Consider the following 21,142-nt stretch of genomic DNA (forward strand, 5'->3'; position numbering starts at 1 on the left):
GGGTCCACCGTTGAAGCGCTCGACCACTCAGGTTCTATACCGCTACCTCCCCGGTGCAATTTTCGCCCACGACGACGGCTTCTACGCGCGTGTCCAACGCATCGACGGCCGCCGCGTCAGCGGTGAAATCAACCAGACAGTGCTGCTGGACGAGCTGGCGAACGAAATCAACCGCTGGCATCGCGACCAGATAGGTCTACCGAACCCCCGGACCAACCGCGACGAGTTCGTGTTCATCAGGCCCGAGGAGGTGGTCTGGGACGTCTTCCCACTCACCTTCGAGTGCGTGAACTCCACCTGCGGTCGTGTTCGGCGCTGGTGGCACCAGGACCAACTCGTTACCGACACCAAACAGACCGGGCGGCTCCGCTGTCAGCACTGCTCCTCGAAGATGCGACAGCTCCGATACCTTACTGCCCACAACTGCGGAGCCATGGAGCCCCTCTACACACCGAGCTGCTCGGCCTGCGACAGCGCAGCGAATTTGTACCTCGAGGATCTCGGGTCATTCCGGGCATCGTCGTGGCGATGCCGCACCTGCGGCAGCGCACGAAGCACCCGCTTCACCCCCTGCGACTGCGGCCGATACTCCGACGGAAACACGCCCTACCGTCAGGGCTACACCGCGCGCGATCAGCGCGTCTGGTATCCCCACGGCCTCACCATCCTCAACATCTCCTCGAATCAGACCTACGACAACCTTCAGCGCAACAACGACCGCGGCGTTGTCGCGCTGGCCTCCTGGCTTGGAGACGAAGAGAGCCTGGCCGCGTCGCTCACCGAGCTGAACCAACCCGCCGCCGGCCCACGCATGACGGCCGAGAAGTGGGCCGAGACTGAAGCCACCCTACGGAAAAGTGGCATCGACGCGCTCACCATCGATACCGTCCGACAGCGGCAGGCACCAGCCGCGCTCGGACCGCCCGCGATCATGGCCGGCGTCGACACCGACGTAATAACGATGGCCGCTGAAAGGCCGATGGTCGAACGCGCGGGGCTGTTCGACCGCAATGTCATCACCGACCGCCGCAGCTTCGCCGAAGTCGTGGCGAGCTCCTCCGGAGCGGCGGCGCGTGCGACCACGTCCGCTGTTTCCAAGGCCATCGCCGGGCTCGGCATCGACGACATCTCCGTCACACAGAGGTTCCCGATCGTGACAGCCAGCTATGGATACAGCCGAGCACGCCGAGAGCCTGGTCAGGCACATCTACGGACCTACGCCGTGACCCATCGGTACAACAACAAGACGCCGATCTTCGCTGTCCCAGCGAACACAGAAGCATTGCTGATCACATTCGACGCCCAGGCGATCCTCGGTTTCCTGCAGCACGCTGGCCTGTGGGCAGGCACTACACCGGCCACGCTGCGAGATGCGAAGCTGAAAATTGCCGAGATCCTGGCCGATCGTGATGATGCGAACGGCAGCGCCCGCGTTGTCCGCCGCCTCGTGCACTCCGCCTCGCACGCCCTTCTCCGCGCGCTGGATGACGGCCAAGCCGGCTTCGGCGAATCGAGCCTCGCCGAGTGGATCGTACCCAATGCACTGACCTCGGCCATCTACGTGGTGTCGTATGCCGACTTCACCCTCGGAGCATTCGACACCGTGCAACGCCGCCGAATCGGACCATGGCTCGAGCGAGCCGTGGATACGATCGACCACTGCGACAACGATCCGTTGTGCTCGCAGACCTCGACCTTACGACCCCATGCTGCCTGCGATCGTTGCCTGTATATGTCGTACGGATGCAGAGTGTGGAACGCCGATCTCGATCGCAAGCTACTACGCCGCTTCTGGTTGTGGACGAGACAGCGAGCTGCGACACGATGACCGGGATCGTCGACCTTGTTCCCCTCGCCGAACTGCTGGCCAGTATGGTGGGCACTCGCGCAGGTGCCGCTCATCTCGCAGCGCGGATACTCACCAGCGGAGCACAGGCTCTTCCGAGAGACACCGGCGACATCGGCTACACCGTGCGCCAAGAACTGGTCCGCACCGCAGTGGTCGCCGACGATGGCTGCCCAGTGCCGCACCGGGCTGCCGAGCTGGTGATCGTCTGCGAGGTGCTGGCGGCCAGTACGCTGCCCGACTCCAAGCCACCCAATGAGCAGCGGCTGGTACTTTCCGCGCCAGGGGAAGCCGTGTCGATAGGCGATGCCGAACATCTCGACAGTCTGGTACTCGACGTGATCCGCCGTGCGACCAGCACACTGCACATGGGGGGCGCCTTCTGGAACCACGCCGGCTTCGAGCGCCTCGATGAGGTGCTACTGCCGGCGCTGAAGGTCCGCGCCATCGCCACGGTCATCTACGCGAACAACCCTGCAGAGGAGCATCACCACGCAACGCTGTGCCGCCACCTCAATCGGCTCGCCCATACCGGCCCGGTTACCGTGCGCTGGTTCACCGGCCCCGCCCCTGCCATGCTGCACGCCAAATTCGTGATCGCCGACCGCCGCATCGGCTATCTCGGCACCGCGAATCTCACCTCATGGGGACTCCGCGGCCACATCGAGGCAGGCGTCGAGTTGACCACAGGCCAATCGGAGCGGTTCGTCCAGTTCCTCGGCGACCTCGAAGCGGCCGACCATTTCACGGCAACGCCACCCGCGCGAAAGATCACCCGGACAACAGATGACATCCGGCAGAGTAAAAACGGATGATGGCTACCCCTGATGCGCGGCGAAGCGTGCTCCGCCACCTTGACGTGGCCGACGTTAACACCAGGGCCCGCGCCGAAGCCCGATCCCGGCAGAACGTACTACCACCCCTGACCACTTACCGGTGGTGGGCACGGCGCACCGAGGCCGTGACTGGAGCACTCATAGACGCCGCCAACGTCGACCAACCAGGCCGACTCGTCGTTGCAGATCCGTTCACCGGCGGTGGCGTCATCGCCTTGGCCGCGCTGCTGCGCGGTCACCGCGTCTATGCCCAAGACATCAACCTGTGGGCCGCCCAAAACCTCACCACGATGCTTTCGCTCCCACAGGCGGAGCGACTCGAACCTGCGGCCCATCGACTCCACACCGCAGTGGCGCCCCTACTCGAAACCGCATACTCCACGTCGTTCGAGGACGGCACACCAGCGACAGTGGCGCACACCCTCAGGGTCGCAGTGGTCGCCTGCCCGAAGTGCTGCGATCCCGTACGGCTCTTTCCCTCAGCAATTGTCAGTCTCACCGAACGGGTCGACCAGGGCGGAAGAGCGGGCTGGCTCGCATGCCCGTCCGGTCACCTCCAGTTCGGCGCCGCAGATCGGCGAACCCAGTGTCGAACCTGCAAACGGACCATCCAACCGGATGCCCGCTACACCCAAGGCCGGAAGTTCCGCTGCCAATGCGGCTACTCTGGCCGAATCTGGGAGGCTGGACAAATACGCTGGGTGCCGATTCTTGTCGAGCGCACCGCTCCCGGCTGTCGCGAATTCGGACCTCCGAGCGACCACGAACTCATGCTCGCCGCAGACACGTCGTGGCCCCACCAACCCTGCCTCCCCGAGATCCTGCAGGGCACTGAAACCAACGTGCTCCGTCGCTACGGCATGACACATTGGCACCAAGTCATGCCACGCCGACAGCATGCGGTAATCAACGCACTCGTCGACACGGTCGAAGCCGCCGCCTCAGGAGACAAAGCTATCGCGTCCACGCTCCATGCGGCAGTACTCGGTTCGGTCGAAATGGCCGGTTACCTGTCCCGATGGGACGCCCGCTATCTCAAGGCCTACGAGGCAATGGCCAATCATCGCTACAACGTCACAACCCTTTCCGCCGAACCGAATGTATGGGGTGCTCCACAGTCGGGTCGAGGCACCGTCGGGCGCCGATTGGCCCATCTCGCAAAAGCAGGCAACTGGTATGCCGAACGCCTCGGGCGTACTCCCTCGGTGGCCGGGCCGCTACCCGCTCAACAGCGGCGTTCACGTGGGTCCCGCACCGTTGATGTCCGAGTCGTCGTCGGGTCGAGTACAAGGCTCCTCGCCCCGAGCAACTCATTCGACCTGGTGTGCACAGATCCGCCATACCACGACGACGTGAAGTACGGAGAACTGTCTGAAATCTTCCGCGCGTGGGCCGGCTTGGACACCTCACGTGTCGATGGCGAGGCAGTCGTATCCACAGATGCCGTTGACACAGACGCCTACGAAGCCACCCTCACCGAAGCCTTCCTCGAAATGCGAAGGGCCTTGAAGCCGGACGGCCACCTCGTTCTTTCCTACGCCAATCGCGACCCAGCAGCATGGGTGGCGCTATTCAGCGCACTCCAGGCTGCAGGGTTCACAGCGATCGGCTTCCAAGTAGTCCACGCCGAGAACGATGTCGACCACGCAAAGGTGCACCGTCGCGCCTGCAATCTCGACCTGATACTCGACCTCGTGATCGCCACCGATCGCCCTATAGAACAGTTCACCCCCATCGATTCGCAGAGACGAGCAGAGGAGGATGACTTCTGCCGCGCGATGGGGATGATCGCTTTGCAGATCGGTAGACTTAAAGGGCCATGGCGCGAGAGGCTACAGCACGTCGTTGCCAAAGACCCGTTTGTGACAAGAGGCAAGTCCACGATGTAGACGAGTCGGACGGACGCTGCATGTGCTGACTCCGACCTCAAGTCAGGCACTCGACAGCGGTGACGCCATCATTCGAATCATGGATTCCGACAATCGACTCGGCATGCTACAGCGGACACGTCGCGAACTGACGCGTCCGGACGAGTTCGGGATGCCCGCCGACGGCAGCGCCGAGTGTCCGGGGTTCGCGGCAGAGAGGTCGCATATCTGGCTGGGGTGAGATGCCGGTTACACACTCCTCGAAGCCCGAGCACGAGAGGAGAAGACAACGTCACCTCTGCCGTCCGCAGATCGGTCTGCGCATGCATCGCTATCACCGAGCCCGTCTGAGCATCCTGTAATGCCGATGAGCGCAAGATTTGAAGCTCTCCTTCGAAGCTGTTCTGGCGGTGTGGATTCGATCACTTCGCACCGAGCAAGGTCGCTAAACCGGCCCTCGGCTCACGAGACCGGCCTAGCGTCTGGACATGAGCTGGTCTTCATCAATCTCCTCGCCCGACGGCTCGTACTACACGCTGCCGAACGGTTGGAATTTCGCCGACGAACGCCTTGCTCTGCTCGGTGCGGCATACGACTCAGCAAGTATCGCGCTCGCGCGACGGCTGGGTGCGCGTGCGGGATGGCGGTGCCTGGAAGCCGGAGCAGGCGGCGGATCCTTCGCACGGTGGCTGTGTAGTGCCGTGTTGCCCGGTGGGCGAGTGCTCGCCGTCGATGCCGATCCCCGCCACCTCAGCGACCTACCCGACCGCGGTGGCGAAGTCGCCCAGCTCGACCTTGTCGTCGACGACATCCCTGAAGGGGTATTCGATTTCGTCCACACCCGATTCGTCCTGCTGCATATTGCCGATCGGGACCTCGTTGTGCAGCGATTGGCGCGAGCGCTGGCACCGGGCGGCGTGCTCGTGTCCGAAGAGGGCGATGGGCTCGGTGTACTCGATGAAATGCCGGGTGCATTCGGCGAAGTCTGGCGCGCCTTCGCGCGCTCGACCGAAAACGCGGGTGCGAGTCAATCCTGGGCCCGGAACCTGCCGACGCAGTTGGAGGCACTTGGGCTCGTAGATGTTCATGCCGAAGCGGATATCCCGATGTTTCGCGGAGGCTCGCCGACGGCGCGCATGTGGAACATGACCTGGGCACAGGCGCACGACACTCTGGTCGGACTCGGTGTCCGGCCCGAGGTGATTGCCGCTGCGCAGGCCGAACTGGAAGACGAACAGCGGTGGCTCTACGCTCCGCCCACGGTCCGTGCTTGGGCCCGCCGAGTCGACATACCCGGGTTGTGAGCGGGTCATCCGCTCGTGCCGCGACCCGCGCGGTCCGGAGCGGCCAGTGCGGGCCTGCGGAAGATCAACGGGCAGAGATCATCTCGAGGCCGACGACTCACTGACATGCCGATGACGAGTTTGGGACTCGCGACAGGTTTGACAGGCTCTGGCCCTCCGGACACACTCGAACACCTCGGCGCACAGCGGGCGGCCGTTCGGGGAGGGTCTTCACTCATGGGTATTCGTCATGGTCGCTCGGTGTCCGCATCGCTCGCCCTGCTCCTGGTGGTCGGCGTGGCCGGTTGTTCGCAGGGCGCCATGGTGCAGTACAAAGCGGGATTCTCCGAGCTACCCGCGCGCTGCTCCGAAACGTTGCAACCCGCCGAACAGGAAATCAAGGCGTTCGCAGGCGAGGCGTACAGTTCCGTCGCAGAATCGCAGGACACCAACCGTCGAGTCACGGACACCAGTCAGCATCTGACCTGTGCGATGAAGTTCGGTGGCTCGGTTCTGCGTGAACCCACAAAGGTGCACCGGACGCCGATGTGGCGAAACGTTTCGATCTCATACTTCCTGTCCCTGTATCCCATCAGTGCAAACGAGACCCCAAAGAACTTGGTGGACTACGTCCCCGGATCGACTCTCCCCAACCCCCCGCGAACTACACCCGTCGCCGGCATCGGCGAGAACGCGATCACCTGGGTCAAGGAGAATAGGGGCGATCCGCCGCGGGTCAGCGTGAAATTCGCCATCAACAATCTGATCGTGACTGTCGAGACGTGGGGCAAGGACTGGTCCGGACGCCCCGAGACATTCCCCGTCATCGACTCGCCGGAACTGCGAGCAGATTTGCACAACGGTACTCGAGCGATCGCGAAAGCTCTTGCCCGACAAGCTCCGTCAGCACTCCCGACAGCAATTCTCACCCAGCCCTCATTGACCAGCAGCACCAGTACACCCACGACCACACCCACGAAGGCTTCCGGTGGGGTGTGGGATCCCTGTGAGATCCCGGAGGACATCCTGACCGTCGCAGGACTCGATGTGAGGTCGCAATTCCGCGGCGATAAACAGGCCGGCAGTGCGATGTGCATGTGGGGCGGCGGATGGTATCGACTCCGGGTGTTCCACCAGGATGCACCGTTCGAATGGTCGGTCTATCAGAGCTCCAACTATGTGCGTCCAAAGCCGGTGACCATCGGCGATCGCCACGCGGTACAGGTGAACTGGGCCGATTCCGACAGCTGGTGCGTCCTGGCGTTCGAGGTGTCCCAAGAAGCGAATCTTCCTGATGCAGGCGGCCAAACGCTCACCTTCGAGGCCTCGTTGACCGAGGATCGATCCCAAACCGAGCTGTGCGACGAGCTGATCCGGGTGACGACCGCGGTGGCGGGAGCCATGCCGCCGACCACGTGACCGACCTCCGGGCGAAACCATCGTGCTCACCCTCGGACAAGATCACCCTGCACGACAAGCCCAGGCCCACGAACAATCGCGAGAGCGAGCGCGGCAAGGGTTTTCACTATTGCGGGCACGCTACTCGGACAACGCATCGACCTGCGAACACGACGTGAATAAGGGCTCAATCAGTGGGCTGCCAATGTATCCCAGGCTGCATATGACCAGGTCGAGCCTGCTGGAAGGTATCCAGCACCATCCGAATCGCCGCAACGACGGCACCTGGACCGTATTCGGGCCTGCTGTCGAAGTCCTCGTATCGCACTGCGGCCGAGCCGTGGACGATCAGTTCTTCGGTGTCCTCTGGATAGAAGCCGTAGCCCACTCCGTCGGTGAGTTCGGTGTACCGATGACGACTGGAGAATGCTGTAGCGACAACGCCCGGGCCGGGAAAGTGCATCATATCGCCGGCCACTGCACGGTTGATCAGCGTATCCAGTGTCGCTTCGATCGAGAAGTTGGGGTTGCGGAAGCCGAGCAGATCGGCCCAGTCCGGAAACGTCGACCGGCGTAGCTGCAACGCCGCTGGTATTCCGACGACCCAGGCTCGGGCCCACTCGTCGATCGCCGGATCGATCACGAATTCCCAACTCCGCGCATCGAATTCCTCCCGTGCCCGCTGCCGACGCCGGGAGTCCTCGACGTAGTAGGCCTCGCGAAACGCCGCAGTCGAGCGGTCGACAATCCGGGAATTGCTGCGCGCCCTGACCCGATCGTCCCAGCGCCGCTCAGTGGCGGTGCGCTTCAGATAGAGTTCGCATCCGGACGGCTCTTGCTTCATCCACGCACCGTACCGATGTTCAGCTTCCGAAGGTGCCGCAGCGAACGAGCGCCATCGTCGCGAATAGTGTTGGGTGAGAGTCATTGCCACCGTTGTGCCGCAAACCGCGGGCATCGCGACAACCGATCCGACCGGCCACGGACTGTGTGGCCAGTGCAGTTCATTGAGCAGGCGCAGTGCGGTTTCGGCTCGCGCGAGATCGCGCTCCGCATGTCAAGTCGTGCCGTGCTCGGCAAGGCGGCGTTGCAATGTACTCGGCGCAAGCGCGAGTATCGCAGCAACGGTCGCCGACTGATACTGCTGTCCTGTAACGCAATTCCAAAGGGCGTTGCGAAAGTCGTCGGACCATGTCGCTGCCGGGCGGCTGGGACAACGAGAGTAATTTCGACGACCTGACATAGCAGGGGTGAGCGATACTCATCGGGAGCCATCGAATTGTCAAGCGCAACAACATACTTCGCATGGAAACGTGCCGTCTCGATGGACGTCGGATGGATTAGCCCGAAGCAGGATCGTTGAACGAACCGAGCGACACCCGAATCCGCCGTTGTTACCTTGTTTGCATGATGAGTGCGGCATCTGCTCGGCGGCGCGAAGAGCTGCGTGACTTCCTGCGATCGCGGCGGGAGCGGATCGGGCCGGGCGACGTGGGGCTGCCGGTGGCGGGGCGACGGCGAACACCTGGCCTCCGCAGGGAAGAAGTTGCGATGCTGGCCGGGGTGAGATGTCGGTTACACACTCCACAAATGCCCGCGTACCGAGACGGAGGCGCAATGTTGTCTCTCCGCTACCCCCGTCCCATGATTCGGCGCAACGAGAGCGGGGATCGCCGTTGATCGGCTAGGCAGTTGCGGAACAGCTACCGCCGGTCCGCGGACCCTGGACAACCAGTCCAGCGCGGACAGATCTCACCCCCGGAGACTGGGTGGGTGGCGCATGTGCCACCGAAGCAAGCCCTCGAACAGCCAGAAGCGGACTATAGCTTCCTCACCCATCGTGTGATCGAATCGGACTGCCACCCTGCGGGATTGCCCTCCGATCGGGACCGGCACACAACGGGCAACTGCCGCTGTTGTGCCTCAGGCGCAGGCATCGCGTTACAACCGAGCCAGTGCGCGCTCCGGTGAATACAGCGCGCGATGCCATTTGACGACAGAGCAATCTGCGGATGCGACCGACACCAGACCAAGCTCGCCCCGCGTCGCCACGATTTCTCGCATCAGCAAGTTGCTGTCGCCGAGAGGCGGGGCGTCGCATTGCGGGCAGCGGACCGCCAGGATCTCACCATCGAGGGACGGGATCCGCTTCGGAGTAAGAGCGTCGACGAGTTCAGATGCCACCCGAGCGCGTTCGAGGAGGTGCTTGACCAGCCTGCATGCTGAGTCGGTCGTGGACAGGACGAGCAGATTGAAGCTGCGAGCTGGTGTGACTGGAAAGACCCCAGCGGCGAAGGTGACCTCGTCATTACAGGAACGGCAGTGATCGCGGATGCCGTAGAGGCGCAACCAAATCCGCTGGTGTGCGTTGCTCGGTGGTTTGTCGATCCGGACCGTCGGCAGCGGAACATCGATCTGGTGGTAGTTGTGCCCGGAACGGCGGCCCATGTCTTCGCATCGCCCACACAACACTGCCCACTCGCCTGGACTGCCTACCAACAACCCCTTCTCATCTACTACCTGGACCGAACACAGCGCGCACGCCGCGCCCCAACGAGCCCGTCTACCCGTTCCTGACATGTCATCCTCCTCGGATTCTTGGCCTGACAGCTGGGCTGTCAGGCCGCGTCCAGGATCTCGTCGAGTGCAACGCGGGCAGCTTCGAGGAAGGCGCGATGAGAGGACAGGAAGTTCGTACCGGCGGTGTCGACCTTGCGGCGGAATTCAACGACATCGCCTGCAGTTGCACGCGCTTGTACGAATTCTTCCACGGCACAGACCAAGTCCCCGAGTTCCTTGAGGAGCGCATGTGCGGCCTGGGCGACGCTATGAGGCCCTTCCAGAATGACCTTGTAGTGCGCCTTTTCGGCGCCCTTGAACAGTTCGCGAATCTCAGCCAATCGTGCTTCGTCGACGGCAACTGGTTCTGGCTCGGATCGTAGAGCCCGGAAGTATCGCTGGTTGGCCCGATCTGCGCTGCTCAGAGCCTCGAGTAGATCGAGGTATGCGGTTTGGCGTCGTTCCCGACGCCATCGCAGGTGCTCGGACCGCAACTCGCGTAGTTGCCTGTCTGCGTGCGTCTGTTGCTCCCGAGCGTGCTGGCGTTCCAACGCCGCTTGACGTCGTCCGTCTGACTTCGCGGCTATGGCCGCAGTCAGCGCGGCCCCGATTGCCGTGCCGAAGATGCCTACGGCTGCGATGAGAACACTGATCACTGGATACCCTCCCCCGGCTCTCCATGAAGAGTATGCGTGATTCGGGTAGTAAAACAGGGGTATCGTGACGGTCTGTATGACAGTAGTGATTTCGAAATCTGTTAGTAGACAGTCAGTTCCGGCATGGCCAGCTTCGCCTGCTGCAGTACCGGGCGGCGATAGCGCGGATCGTGCTTGATCGGTAAGGCAGTGGCGGAACCGCCACCACCCGTTCGCGGACCCGGGACACGGAGTCCGGCGCAACGGATGCCCCCAGATTGACGTTCCCCCTGTCGGGCCTCGGTACACGTTGGAACAGGTCAGCCATGAAGGTGTGTCGGCCGGATGCCTTGAAAGCAGCGGACACGCTGCCCGATGACGCAGGGTTTCACGGTGTCGAGGAATCCCGAAGATGCTCGTGGACGCCACATCGACGATGGTGGCGTGCCGCGCCAATGCGCAGTTACGCTGGCTGCGTGGTCATGTGGCGTGGCATCACACTCGGCACTCGCCGAACTAGCCACCAAGGACAGGGGAGGTCGGGTGGACGTCGGGCAGGATCCTCGCCACATTCCAGCGCCGGACAACACGGGCACCGAGACAGAGAAGCGGTTTGCTTTTCAGGCGCACGTGGCCGTGCGGTATGCCATAGAAATGTTGGGTGGCTACCCCGTAGCCAATGTGACGTGCGAACACATCGAAGACGTCGTGGTGGCCCGCACCGTGGGCACACCCCATGGCGGCGACACGACTTTGTGGGATTTTCAGCAGGTCAAATCGCGTGAGCGCGACAAGCCCTGGACGCTCCTGCAGATCGGTGACTCCAAGGCCCTGCGCAGCCTCCTTCGAACGGATCGCGTTCTCCGACAGGCTATTTCGAAAGGCTCGGCCCTTAACTATCGTCTGACTGTGGCGATCGAAGGGAAACTCGCTGCCGGGGAACCTTCGTTTCGTGACATAGCACGCAGCGGCGGCAAGCGAGAATCCAGGATTCGCGCGGGGCTCGGGTCGAAACTCGAGGATCTCGACGTCGATCCGGGCGAGCTGAGCAACTTTCTTTCCCGTGTCCACATCGACGAGCTCCCGCTGCGTGGTGAGCTCGAGCGAGACAATCGAGATGCGCTGGCGGCACTGTCAGAGCATCTGACCGTCGCCGAGATACGACACGTTCATCAGACCTTGTTCGACCTGGTGCGCTCGGCCATGTTGGAGCAGCTGTGCCCGCAGTGGCAACTGTTCGTCACCCAGCCAGACCCTGCCGAGGTGATCCTTCGAAAACGGCTGACCCAGCAAACACTTGCCACCATAGCCCTCCGGTTGCAGCGTCCCGAGCTCTTGGATTTTCTCCAAGCCAGTCGGCGCGCGGACCGTCAGCATCCTTATGGGCTGCCGGAGGCGAGCCGCCCTACTAGACTGTCGGACGTTCGAGTCCCGCAAAGGATCTCGATCGCCGCGAGCAGTGACACGCTTCCCGATACCTGGCTCGGGCAGGACGCGCTGTGCATGCTGACCGCTGGACCGGGTGGGGGTAAGACCAGCCTCCTGCGCACGATTCAGGCACGCTCAGCAACGCAGTGGCTAACAGGTATCGAAACGCAGCCGCTGGCTCTGACTATCAACGCCGCGGCGCTGACTCCGTCTCGGCCCCTCGGCGCCGCTCTCGCCGCGGCGGCAAACGAATCCCTGTCGCTGCTCGGACTCGAGCGCACACTCGGTGAGGAGTTTTTCCGAACAGCGCCACGACCCGGCACCACATGGCTCGTCCTCATCGACGGAATGGACGAGATCACCGACCCTGAACTCCGCAGGGAAGTCCTCGAATGGATCGCGCACTGCGCTGATCGTCCACGTGCCGTTCACTCCTTCGTCGTGGCCGGACGACCGATATCCGATGCCGAGCGCAAGCTCTTGGGCGTCGTTCCCGAATATCGACTCGATCAGTTCTCTGCCGACGATCTTCGCAGCGCTGTCCAGGGATGGTTTCGCCAACTCGGAATCCCTCGGCCCGACACCTCGACGGAGGCATTCATTGCAGCGCTGAGCTCTGTTGGAATGTCCAGGCTGGCGCGAACACCACTGATGACCGCCCTTCTGTGCCAAGTCTATTCGCTGAATCCGGGCGGTGTGATACCCGACAGCAGAAATGCACTCTACTCGAGCTTCGCGGATCTCCTGCACGAGCGAATGCATCGTCGAGGGCCATCCGGATTTCGCACGCAGAGCAAGTCGCTGACGCAGCGATTCGGCCCGGCAGTGGCCGAGCATGCCGAATCGCTTCTGAGCGAACTGCTCGATCTCATCGGACAAATGGCCGCTGCAGACGAATCGCGACCGGTCGATCCACTGATATACATCCGCCCCGCAAAGCCCGAATACCTCCCCGACCACAGTATCGAGGCATGGATCACGCTGATTTCGTGCAGCCCGGCAGGCGAACGACCACCCGGCGTCACTCGCAAGGTGTGGACGGACTTCATTGTGTCTGCACTGACCAGATGCGGTCTCCTCGTCCGCGAAGGCGACCGGCTCGAGTTCGCACACAAGACTGTGCAGGAATACTGCGCTGCACGATGGGCTATGCGTACCCCACAGGCATACGAGCAGGAACTGGACAGGACCCTCCACCCATGGATTCGCAACAGGGGATCCAATCCCTGGGGGGCGCCGCTGGAAACGGCGTCGTACATCAGCTTCCTGATAGAAGCCGACCGATCGGTACTACGCGACATCGCCCAGCGGAAGCTGTACGACAGAGTTACGCGAGAAAGCCTGCATTGCTGTCTGCTCGTTGCGATGATCAACCGCTTCGGATCCCTCGAACCCGAAAGTTGGCAACCTGTCATCGATCAAGCGATCCGCTCGATGACTGCAGTCGCCGAGGTCGATGAAGATCCGACAACGCGGGTCTGGGCGGCAACGATACTCGCCGAGCTCGACGAGGACCCTGGACTTGCCGCGCTGGAATCACTCGGAAAAGAACCAACCCTGGATCACAGTTTCAACGAAGATCCGCACACACCGGATTTCAGTGTTCGGCTCCAGGCTGCCAGAACGCTGATGGAGTTCGATACTCGCCGCGGCGCGGACGCCTTGATGCAACTCGTGCTCGACGACGAGGACCTCGACGAGCTAGTGCGGGTAAGAGCTGCGGAAATCCTGTTCGAAAACTCCGACGAACGGGCCGAAGCAGCACTGAGCATGCTCGCCGAGGATAGCCCCTGGTACTACTCGCGATTCACGGCTATCAAGCTGTACTCGAAAATCGATCGCCACATCGCCGCAGAGTATTTGAACAGATTGATCGAGGACTGGCGCTACGAGGACCCCGAATCGTGTCAGGACGACGCCTACCTCCTCGCCCAGTGGGGCGACCCCCGCCAACTGCACTTGGTGAAGGATCTAGACGAGGACGACATCTGACTGTGGATTTTCGGCGGGTATCCAGGTCGCGAACTCCAGAGTGTGGCACGACGTCGGCGACTCTTCTTGAACTGCAACGTCATTCGTGCGAATCAGTGCGCGCTCCTCCGGCGCTCGTGCGCAAACTATAGACACGAAGTGCCCTTAGCTCGGCTGCATAGGCGCATACCAAGGAGTGAACGCACGCATCTGCCGCTGATCGCGCGAGCTGCTACAGACCTTGAGAGCGCAGAGGCGGCCCCGCTCGCTGGGGTTGAGATCCGTTACACACTCCTCAAGTCGAGTCTCAGCAAAGCAGTGGCCGTCAGCAGGGGAAGCGGGACACCTGCGCGAGCGGGCCGCCCGCACCGAGAGGGCGTACGCTGGTTGACGATTTAAGCGATCAGTAGCCTACGAGCGAATGTCTATGTACCACAGCTTATCTCGTGAATTGCTGAATGCCGAGAAAGGCTGACGCGGGTTAGACGAGGCAAGAGGCGGACTTTCGCGGACCAATCTCTCGTCACCGCGCACTACGATCCGGAGGTTCCATTGCCGAAGGTGCCTGATGCTCGCAAAACCAGTCGTGCGGCGGTCAACGCACTGCGGGCGCTGCTGGAGCGACACAATCACATCGTTCAGGAGATCGACGGCCAAAACGACTTCGGCGAGGACCAACACGTCACGTTGACCGAGGACGGTGAGGTCACCGGCGACCTGGTCAAGATCCAGGTCAAGGGCGGCCGTTCGTGGCGCAGGGCCGACGGGTATGCCGTGCCGATCGGTGACCACGGTGGCACTTGGGCCGATGGCAACATCCCGGTCCTCTGCGTTGTTCATGACCCGGACACCGACCGTCTCTATTGGGCCAACGCCACCAAGCAACTGCTGTCGGCACGGCGCGAAGGTGAGGTGCCCAAGACGATCACCATCAACTCGGAGCAGGAGTTGGATGACGAATCCGTCGCTGACTTCGTCGCCGAGGTCAGAGCCTACCTGAGCCGCTATCGGGGCAACCAGATCATCCAAGCCCAGTTGGGTGAGATGGCGGGCGTCGAGTTCGGTCCATCGGACATCGTGCAGCACCACGTGAACGTGTACGGCGAGGATTTGATCTTTTGGCAGCGCCAAGGTGAAGGATTCGCGACTTTGCTCCACAGCGACTTCGACTGGTATCCGGAGCACATCGGCCCCGAGCACTTCTATCCCAACGGCAGACCAGGGCTTCTTCCCGGCATGTCCGTACTGGTGGACAAGATACTGAGTAAAGCTGAGGCACAGTGGTTAGCGGCCTGTTTCGATGCCGCTCAGTGGGCTCGCAAACCCACCGTTGACGTACCGCAGCTTCGCACCAACATCGACGCACGTGACAACTACGTTGCCAGGCGAATTGAACACCGTCTTCGGGTCGAACCCGATTCTTTGCCCCGGTCAATCCAGGTACTCCGCACCGAGATCGCGACCGACCACGATCTGGCTGCCATCGCCACGGAGTTGGAGTCGGATGCTGACGCATATGCCGAGGCGCTCTCGAAACCTTGCCGCGAAATGTCAGATAGGGCGCGCCGACTCGTCACCTTCTACCTGGTCAAAGAAGTTCACGTGGGTCTACCTGTCCTGCCGATCGACGAGCAGTTCCGGATCGCCTGGCGATGCCCCCGGCCGACCGGAGAATACGGTTTCGATGCGCGAGTCGGACAACCGAGTACTCGCATGACGTCGGGCCGGCAGTTGGTCAGCGCATTCCGGCTCAGGCCGGGAGACAGAATCTACTGGCTGAGCCGCTATGGGAACGAACGGGGCCGGAATGTATCGGCTGTCTGGGATTCCGAGGACAACCCGGGAACCGTCTGCGTTCTGTTCGATCAGCTGACGTTGGGAGACACCTTCTGGCCGGAGGAATACTTCGTCCGGAAGGCGTCCACCGAGCCGCGGTGATGCGCAGCCGGCAGACTGGCTTGACTGGTCCTGGGATGGCTTGTCTGCGCACGATGACCTCATCTCGATGCGCTCCCGCCCGCGCGAAAACAGCGGCTCGCCTGATGTGGGTAAGAGTCTGGCCGAACAACGGATGCAACTGTGCACCACCAACCCCGATCAGATCGACCTTCACCACCGTCCGTTCGCGCATTAGGCCCACCAAAGCACCGGCGCCTGCGCAGCCGGATAGCTATGGCCTACAAGCTGATCAGGGCCGCCCAGGTCACTGGCGCAAGATCAACGCATCCGAACTGTTCGCGCTCGTCCGCAACGGCGTCCTGTTCACATGGGCAAGCTCGCAGAACGCACAGCGCAATCGCCTATCGCCGCGTCGACTGAACCGGCTGAATCCACCCGATCGGGGTGTCTCGAACGGCCCGGTCTCCAAGTAGGGTCACCAGCACCAGCTTCTGAGTAGGGGTTTGCGGGCACGGGTGATGTCCGGCACCACTCAGGGGTTGTCCCAGCTACGGCCATGAGGAGTGTGAAGGTGGTATCACTCCTCGGGTTGAGACATCGGTTACACACTCCTCACACGCTTCGCCGAACGGACGCCGCCAACCGGCTCCAGTCCGCGTTGCAAGAGAAGTCAAAGTGCTGCAGCGCCGTGGGTCACCACATGGGTCCGCGGCGAAGAGACTTCCAGAGCAGCGTCGACGGCCCTCTCCGGATCGCTGAACACAGGCGAGGGTCGCAATCCCTCGCTCCTTGCCGACAGTCCCCACTGCGCCCCAATCCGCAATGCCACCTACAGACCGAACGCCACGGAGCATGCCACCCCTCGGCGACGACGAGCACAAGTCATCCGTCGGGGTCAGGCCGGTCTGCCTGTTGTCAGCTCATCTCATCCACGCGGTGCTGGTGGACTAGGTAGGGTGGCATGAATCTTCTTACAAGCGCTTAGGTTTCAGGTATCTGAGCCGTTCAAGAGTAGAAAGGAATGGCTACCGTTGGTTGCTAGAAGCGTCCAAAACGCATGGATCCGGTCCGTGTCAGTCGACTACTTCCGCGGTATCGAGCATAGCGTTCTCACATTTACGGATGAAATCGGCATAGCAACATCTGCGCTCCTTTTTGGGGACAACGGTTCCGGAAAGTCGAGCCTGCTTGAGGCGGTTGCATACGGACTGTCGGGGCGCGAACCTCGACATATTCAAATTGGTCGAACTGTTCGGATCGACCCCCGGAGTAAATTGGCTCGTGACGGTGACGAAACCAGGGCTTCCGTACTTCTGGAAGATGGTCGCACCGCAACTTCGGGCATCAAGGTTCCGTTTCCAGAGTTCGAGTTGGTTTCCATATTGATCAAACGAGATCATTTGCTGGCATTCGGCCGAAGCAATGATGAGCAACGTGGGAAACTGCTACATACAATCGTGGATACACGCTTCCTATCCAATGGTGAACTCAGCCAGAGGGAAAAGGAATTGCTGGCATCGAAGGCTGATTCGAGACAGAAATTCTCGGAGGTGAATTCGGAATTAGCACAACTCCTGAAAATTCGACCCCAGGAAATGCCGGGCTTACAGCCTGATGAGGTGCAAATTTTTCGAACGGCCAAGAGAATAACTTCCAAGCAAGTTTACCGTGGGCGCGCCAAGCGGTATGGGGACGGGATCCAACGTTTGACCGAGCTGGGCAACCAGTTGCAGGGATACGCAGACGATCACGAGCGGATCGTGAATGAACTGGCCCGGGCAGCCGTAAAACGCCGACGCTCAGCTGTCATCGAGGTCTTGACGGCCGCGTCAGACCGTCTCAATTCCGCATTCCATGAAATTGCGCACTTTAGTACCAGGAAGATTATCTCTAGGATTGAGCTATCACAGGTGCCCGACAGTGGACATGTGGCGTTATCTGCAATCTTGCTAAATGGTCGAGCAGTGCCCGCGTATTCAGTCCTGAGCGAAGCAAATTTGGATCTGGTGTCTCTCCTTGCCATCGTCGCGCTTATACGAGACGGGGCGAATCGAGGTCAGTCACGTGTTCTATTGCTGGATGATGTATTTCAAAGCGTGGACGACTCGCTTCGCGACCGGGTTGCCGAGTTCATGTTTAGCGAGCTGTCGGACTGGCAGCTGATCATGACTTTCCATGATCGAGCTTGGTATGAGCGCTTTTCCGACATCGCAAAAGAGTACAACTTCCCACATGTACGGCGGCGTGTATGGACCACCGCCGATGGGTCGGTCTGTGTATCAAGCGGGTACAATTCGAGCTACGTCGATCTCGGCAAATCCTTGAAGGAAGGCGATTTCAATCGAGTCCCGACAATCGCGACACGACTTCTAGAGGAGATGTTTGAATCACTAAGCGTATCATTGAAGTGCAAAGTTAATCGAAATGATAGCGACAAATATACTCTTGGAGACCTAACCCCGGGGATCAGAGAGCGATGTGCTGCGTACAGTTCAATTAATTCGGCCCTTGAGAAGCTGGAAAAGGTCCAGTATATGCGCAACCTGGTGGGTGCTCATTCTACGTCCTGGGCAGAAGGCTTCACCGATGCTGAAGCGAGAGATTTCGGGGTTGCCGTGCGAGACGTATATGAACTGGTGGTCTGTCAGGTGTGTAACACTTCCTTGCGGTATCGGAAGGGTGCGGTCGTGTGCAAATGCGGTTCACTGCACGGTGTTTGACGCGGACCTAGGCAGGGGTGCTCGACCTGAAGGAGGTCGGTCGCTGACCGTGAATGGGTCAGAGCTGCGTGAGTGACAGCTGCCGCGGAGGTGAACTGTCACTTGCTTTTTGCCGCGCTTCCTCCACAACGGCCCAACATCGACGCGGCTGCCGATGAGCTGAGGATCGACGGCAGGTTGGCTCGCGACGGTGTCGTGCCGTATGCCGCGATGGCGACCCACTTGCCGGCCGCGCCGCGGCGCGCGCAGGGCACGCACGGCGGCGGGCTAGTTGGCGTCCGACCGACACCATCACTCCAACGGCACGCCGGGTGACTGCGCGATCAGGCCACGGGATCGACCACACTCGAGGTACGCACAGTCCAAGCACAGCACGCGATTGCTTGACCCCGGCCCAAAGATGAACCCGCCGCCCGATCCAACGCCTTCATGGCAATCGATGCACAACGCGCCGAACTGATTCAGTTGCATTTTCAGTCGCATTCGGTCCTCCTGACCGGTCCAGACGTCCTTGACGTTGATGCCTAGAAATCAATAGCTGCCGAGCAGAACGAGAACCGCCAGCACGAGACAGACGGCGAGCAGAACCTTCACCAGCCTCGCACGCCAAACCAACGCGGCCTCAGTGCGGTTATGCGCCTCGCGCTCGGCTTCGAGTTGGGCTTCCAGAGCGGAGGCCGCCCCGGCGTGCTGGTCGCGCTGGCCGATGGCCTTCTCGATCAGCGACCGAGCCTTCTCGAAGGTTTCGGCATCACGGGCCTTGTGGCGCTTGCCCTCTTCGACCTTGCCCTGCTCCAGCGACAGGTCGGCCTTGGCGCCCTTCAGGTCTGATTCCACCGCGTCGATCCGCGCGCTCTGCTTGCGAACTGTCGTGCTGAGCCGCTCGATCTTGTCCGTCGCCTTGCCGAGTTCACCGCCAAGTCGCTCGATCTCTTCTGCCTGCTGCTTGGTGTGCTGCGCCCAGTCCTGCACGGTGGCCCATCCCGCCTTCTCGAAGTCTCGGTAGGCCCACGCGATCTCGCCGTCGAGCCATTGATGCAATGCCTGCCGCACTGGCCGGATGGCTGTCCTGAGTCCACCGCTCGGGGTGAGCGCAAGGAAGCCGAACTCGGTTCTGTAGCCATCGCTGTCGGGATTGAACCCGTGTAGGCCGAGCGTGGGCAGCTTCTCGACCCACGTGTAGCCGCGGGTCAACCACATGACCTCGTCGGCGCCGGCGCGTCGAAGATCTGCCGTTCGCTCCTGAGCGATAGCGAGACTCAGCGACGACCATTGGACTTCGACTGCGAACCGTCGGCCATCACGCACCGCGAGCACGTCAGGGCGGCGGTCACCGAGTTGCTGTTCGACTTCAGCGATCGCGCCGGCCTCGCGCAACTGGTCAGCGACCCAGTACTTGCATCGCTGGTGCAGAAATGACTCGTGCGCAGTCCTCTTCGCGGCCGCGGAAGCTGAGGTTCCCTCTCCGCTCTGATGACGAACGAACCGGTTTTTCTGGGTGGACAAGAACGGTGTGACGACGCGACGGCAGAGTACGCAACGCAGACCCAGCTTCCCGATTCCGTGCCACTGCTCCCAGTTCTCATCGACGCGAATGTCGATGAGATGGTCGCGATACGGATCGAGCGCCGCGTTCATCTTGTACGCCACGCACAGATCTTGGTTGTCCCCCATCGAGCACCCCTGCCTAACCAATGGTCTACCGCCCCACGGTAACTCGAGCCTCTGACTAGAACAGGGGTCTGATGTTTGGGCTGCCGCCGCCGATCGTGGAGGTGGGCCGCTGGCATCGACCGGCGAACCAGTGCAGGAATCCGATGACTCGGCCATTCGCGTCCCATGGGTCGTCCAGATATTATCTTCTGTGACCAACATCACTCATGGTCCTGCACGGTCCTCATTGGGGACTCAATGGTGACTCCGTGGGAACCTCGCGGTACATCATGGAACCTCACAGCGCCCTTGCCGCAGGCGAATTCGCCCACCGGCGCGGCTGGCGGTGCGGTTTCTCGCCCTGGCGGCAGTAGACTCTGAATCGGCGAACCCGCTGCGGGAAACTGCAGCGGATTCGGCACCTTGTTTGCTTGCTCTCCCGGAACCGTGGTCCGCAAAGAGTGTGGCGGGCGGGAGGTCTCGATCAACCGGCATCGAGACTTGCCCGTCCGCCGCAACCAGCGGGCATCCACTGGGTCGTTGACCCCCGACTGAGAGGTGGAGCCCCGTATGGGACCCGCCAAGGCGAACAACCGCGCCCGCAAGGTCGCAGCGACCGCTGCCTGCAAGGCAATGGCTATCGCCCGCAAGGGCGTAGCCGACAGCCGAGCAAGCGCGCTGATGCTCCTCAAGCATCTGCGCATGCTTCGTACGGTGCACTGGCTGTTGTACGTGGTCGGAAACGACGACGCCGTCAGCCCGGCGCATACCGTGCTGACGGCGATCGTGCAGTACGGAGAGATCCTGATAAGCAGCCTGTGAAACTGACAGGATCAACCCTCCGCTAGGGCCGCCCCCAGTTCGAGTACGTCGTACTCGAACTGGGGGTTTCGTAGTTTCGCTGTTACTTGTCAAGCCAAAGAGCACGACTCAGCACTGAACGAAACCTTCTGCGCGTCCCATCTTACGCATGTCACGCATTTCTAGCCGACCGCCCAGCGTCTCCTCAGATCAGGATGTCGCTCGCATAGGAAACCAGCAGCCCG

Annotated in this window: 13 protein-coding genes and 1 pseudogene; 10 read left to right on the forward strand and 4 right to left on the reverse strand. The window is 61.6% G+C overall.

Annotation, left to right across the window (positions count from 1 at the left end):
- Positions 1–10: 10 nt before the first annotated feature.
- From ACWZHB_RS19175 to ACWZHB_RS19195, 5 genes are all read left to right on the forward strand, one after another.
- On the forward strand, positions 11–1,828 hold the full coding sequence (locus tag ACWZHB_RS19175; RefSeq protein ID WP_427903237.1) for a hypothetical protein: 1,818 nt from the start codon (positions 11–13) through the stop codon (positions 1,826–1,828).
- Positions 1,825–2,661 carry a phospholipase D-like domain-containing protein gene (locus tag ACWZHB_RS19180; protein WP_427903238.1) on the forward strand — a complete coding sequence of 279 codons (837 nt, stop codon included), beginning with the start codon at positions 1,825–1,827 and terminating at the stop codon, positions 2,659–2,661. The genes ACWZHB_RS19175 and ACWZHB_RS19180 overlap by 4 nt, the downstream gene beginning before the upstream one ends.
- 146 nt (positions 2,662–2,807) lie before the next feature.
- The gene (locus ACWZHB_RS19185) at positions 2,808–4,571 is read left to right on the forward strand and encodes a hypothetical protein (RefSeq protein ID WP_427903239.1); all 1,764 of its coding nucleotides are present in this window, start codon (positions 2,808–2,810) and stop codon (positions 4,569–4,571) included.
- 467 nt (positions 4,572–5,038) lie between these two features.
- Positions 5,039–5,854, forward strand: coding sequence for a class I SAM-dependent methyltransferase (locus tag ACWZHB_RS19190; RefSeq protein ID WP_427903240.1), 816 nt, complete (start codon positions 5,039–5,041; stop codon positions 5,852–5,854).
- A gap of 216 nt (positions 5,855–6,070) precedes the next feature.
- Complete coding sequence (locus ACWZHB_RS19195; protein WP_427903241.1) at positions 6,071–7,252, forward strand: DUF3558 family protein; 1,182 nt, start codon at positions 6,071–6,073, stop codon at positions 7,250–7,252.
- A gap of 166 nt (positions 7,253–7,418) precedes the next feature.
- Here the strand turns inward: ACWZHB_RS19195 and ACWZHB_RS19200 are convergent, their stop codons facing one another.
- Positions 7,419–8,075 carry a hypothetical protein gene (locus ACWZHB_RS19200; protein ID WP_427903242.1) on the reverse strand — a complete coding sequence of 219 codons (657 nt, stop codon included), beginning with the start codon at positions 8,073–8,075 and terminating at the stop codon, positions 7,419–7,421.
- A gap of 566 nt (positions 8,076–8,641) precedes the next feature.
- Here ACWZHB_RS19200 and ACWZHB_RS19205 point away from each other — a divergent pair.
- Positions 8,642–8,815 (forward strand): annotated as a pseudogene (locus tag ACWZHB_RS19205) (transcriptional regulator); the annotation flags it as partial.
- 357 nt (positions 8,816–9,172) lie between these two features.
- On the opposite strand, the gene ACWZHB_RS19210 reads toward ACWZHB_RS19205, so the two are convergent.
- Positions 9,173–9,679 (reverse strand): hypothetical protein, encoded by a 507-nt coding sequence (locus tag ACWZHB_RS19210; protein WP_427903243.1) that lies wholly within the window; start codon positions 9,677–9,679, stop codon positions 9,173–9,175.
- A gap of 170 nt (positions 9,680–9,849) precedes the next feature.
- On the reverse strand, positions 9,850–10,446 hold the full coding sequence (locus ACWZHB_RS19215; protein ID WP_427903244.1) for a hypothetical protein: 597 nt from the start codon (positions 10,444–10,446) through the stop codon (positions 9,850–9,852).
- A gap of 522 nt (positions 10,447–10,968) precedes the next feature.
- Here ACWZHB_RS19215 and ACWZHB_RS19220 point away from each other — a divergent pair.
- The 3 genes from ACWZHB_RS19220 to ACWZHB_RS19230 all read left to right on the forward strand — a co-directional run bounded on the left by ACWZHB_RS19220 (position 10,969) and on the right by ACWZHB_RS19230 (position 18,443).
- Complete coding sequence (locus tag ACWZHB_RS19220) at positions 10,969–13,845, forward strand: dsDNA nuclease domain-containing protein (protein WP_427903245.1); 2,877 nt, start codon at positions 10,969–10,971, stop codon at positions 13,843–13,845.
- Positions 13,846–14,385: 540 nt separating this feature from the next.
- Complete coding sequence (locus ACWZHB_RS19225; protein WP_427903246.1) at positions 14,386–15,762, forward strand: DUF4365 domain-containing protein; 1,377 nt, start codon at positions 14,386–14,388, stop codon at positions 15,760–15,762.
- 1,031 nt (positions 15,763–16,793) lie between these two features.
- The gene (locus tag ACWZHB_RS19230; RefSeq protein ID WP_427903247.1) at positions 16,794–18,443 is read left to right on the forward strand and encodes an AAA family ATPase; all 1,650 of its coding nucleotides are present in this window, start codon (positions 16,794–16,796) and stop codon (positions 18,441–18,443) included.
- A gap of 531 nt (positions 18,444–18,974) precedes the next feature.
- Here ACWZHB_RS19230 and ACWZHB_RS19235 read toward each other — a convergent pair.
- On the reverse strand, positions 18,975–20,093 hold the full coding sequence (locus ACWZHB_RS19235; RefSeq protein WP_427903248.1) for a competence protein CoiA family protein: 1,119 nt from the start codon (positions 20,091–20,093) through the stop codon (positions 18,975–18,977).
- A gap of 573 nt (positions 20,094–20,666) precedes the next feature.
- On the opposite strand from ACWZHB_RS19235, the gene ACWZHB_RS19240 reads away from it, so the two are divergent.
- Entirely contained in the window at positions 20,667–20,918 is a 252-nt protein-coding gene (locus tag ACWZHB_RS19240) for a hypothetical protein (RefSeq protein ID WP_427903249.1), read from the forward strand.
- The last annotated feature ends 224 nt before the right edge of the window (positions 20,919–21,142 follow it).

The sequence above is a fragment of the Nocardia sp. FBN12 genome, assembly GCF_054031145.1.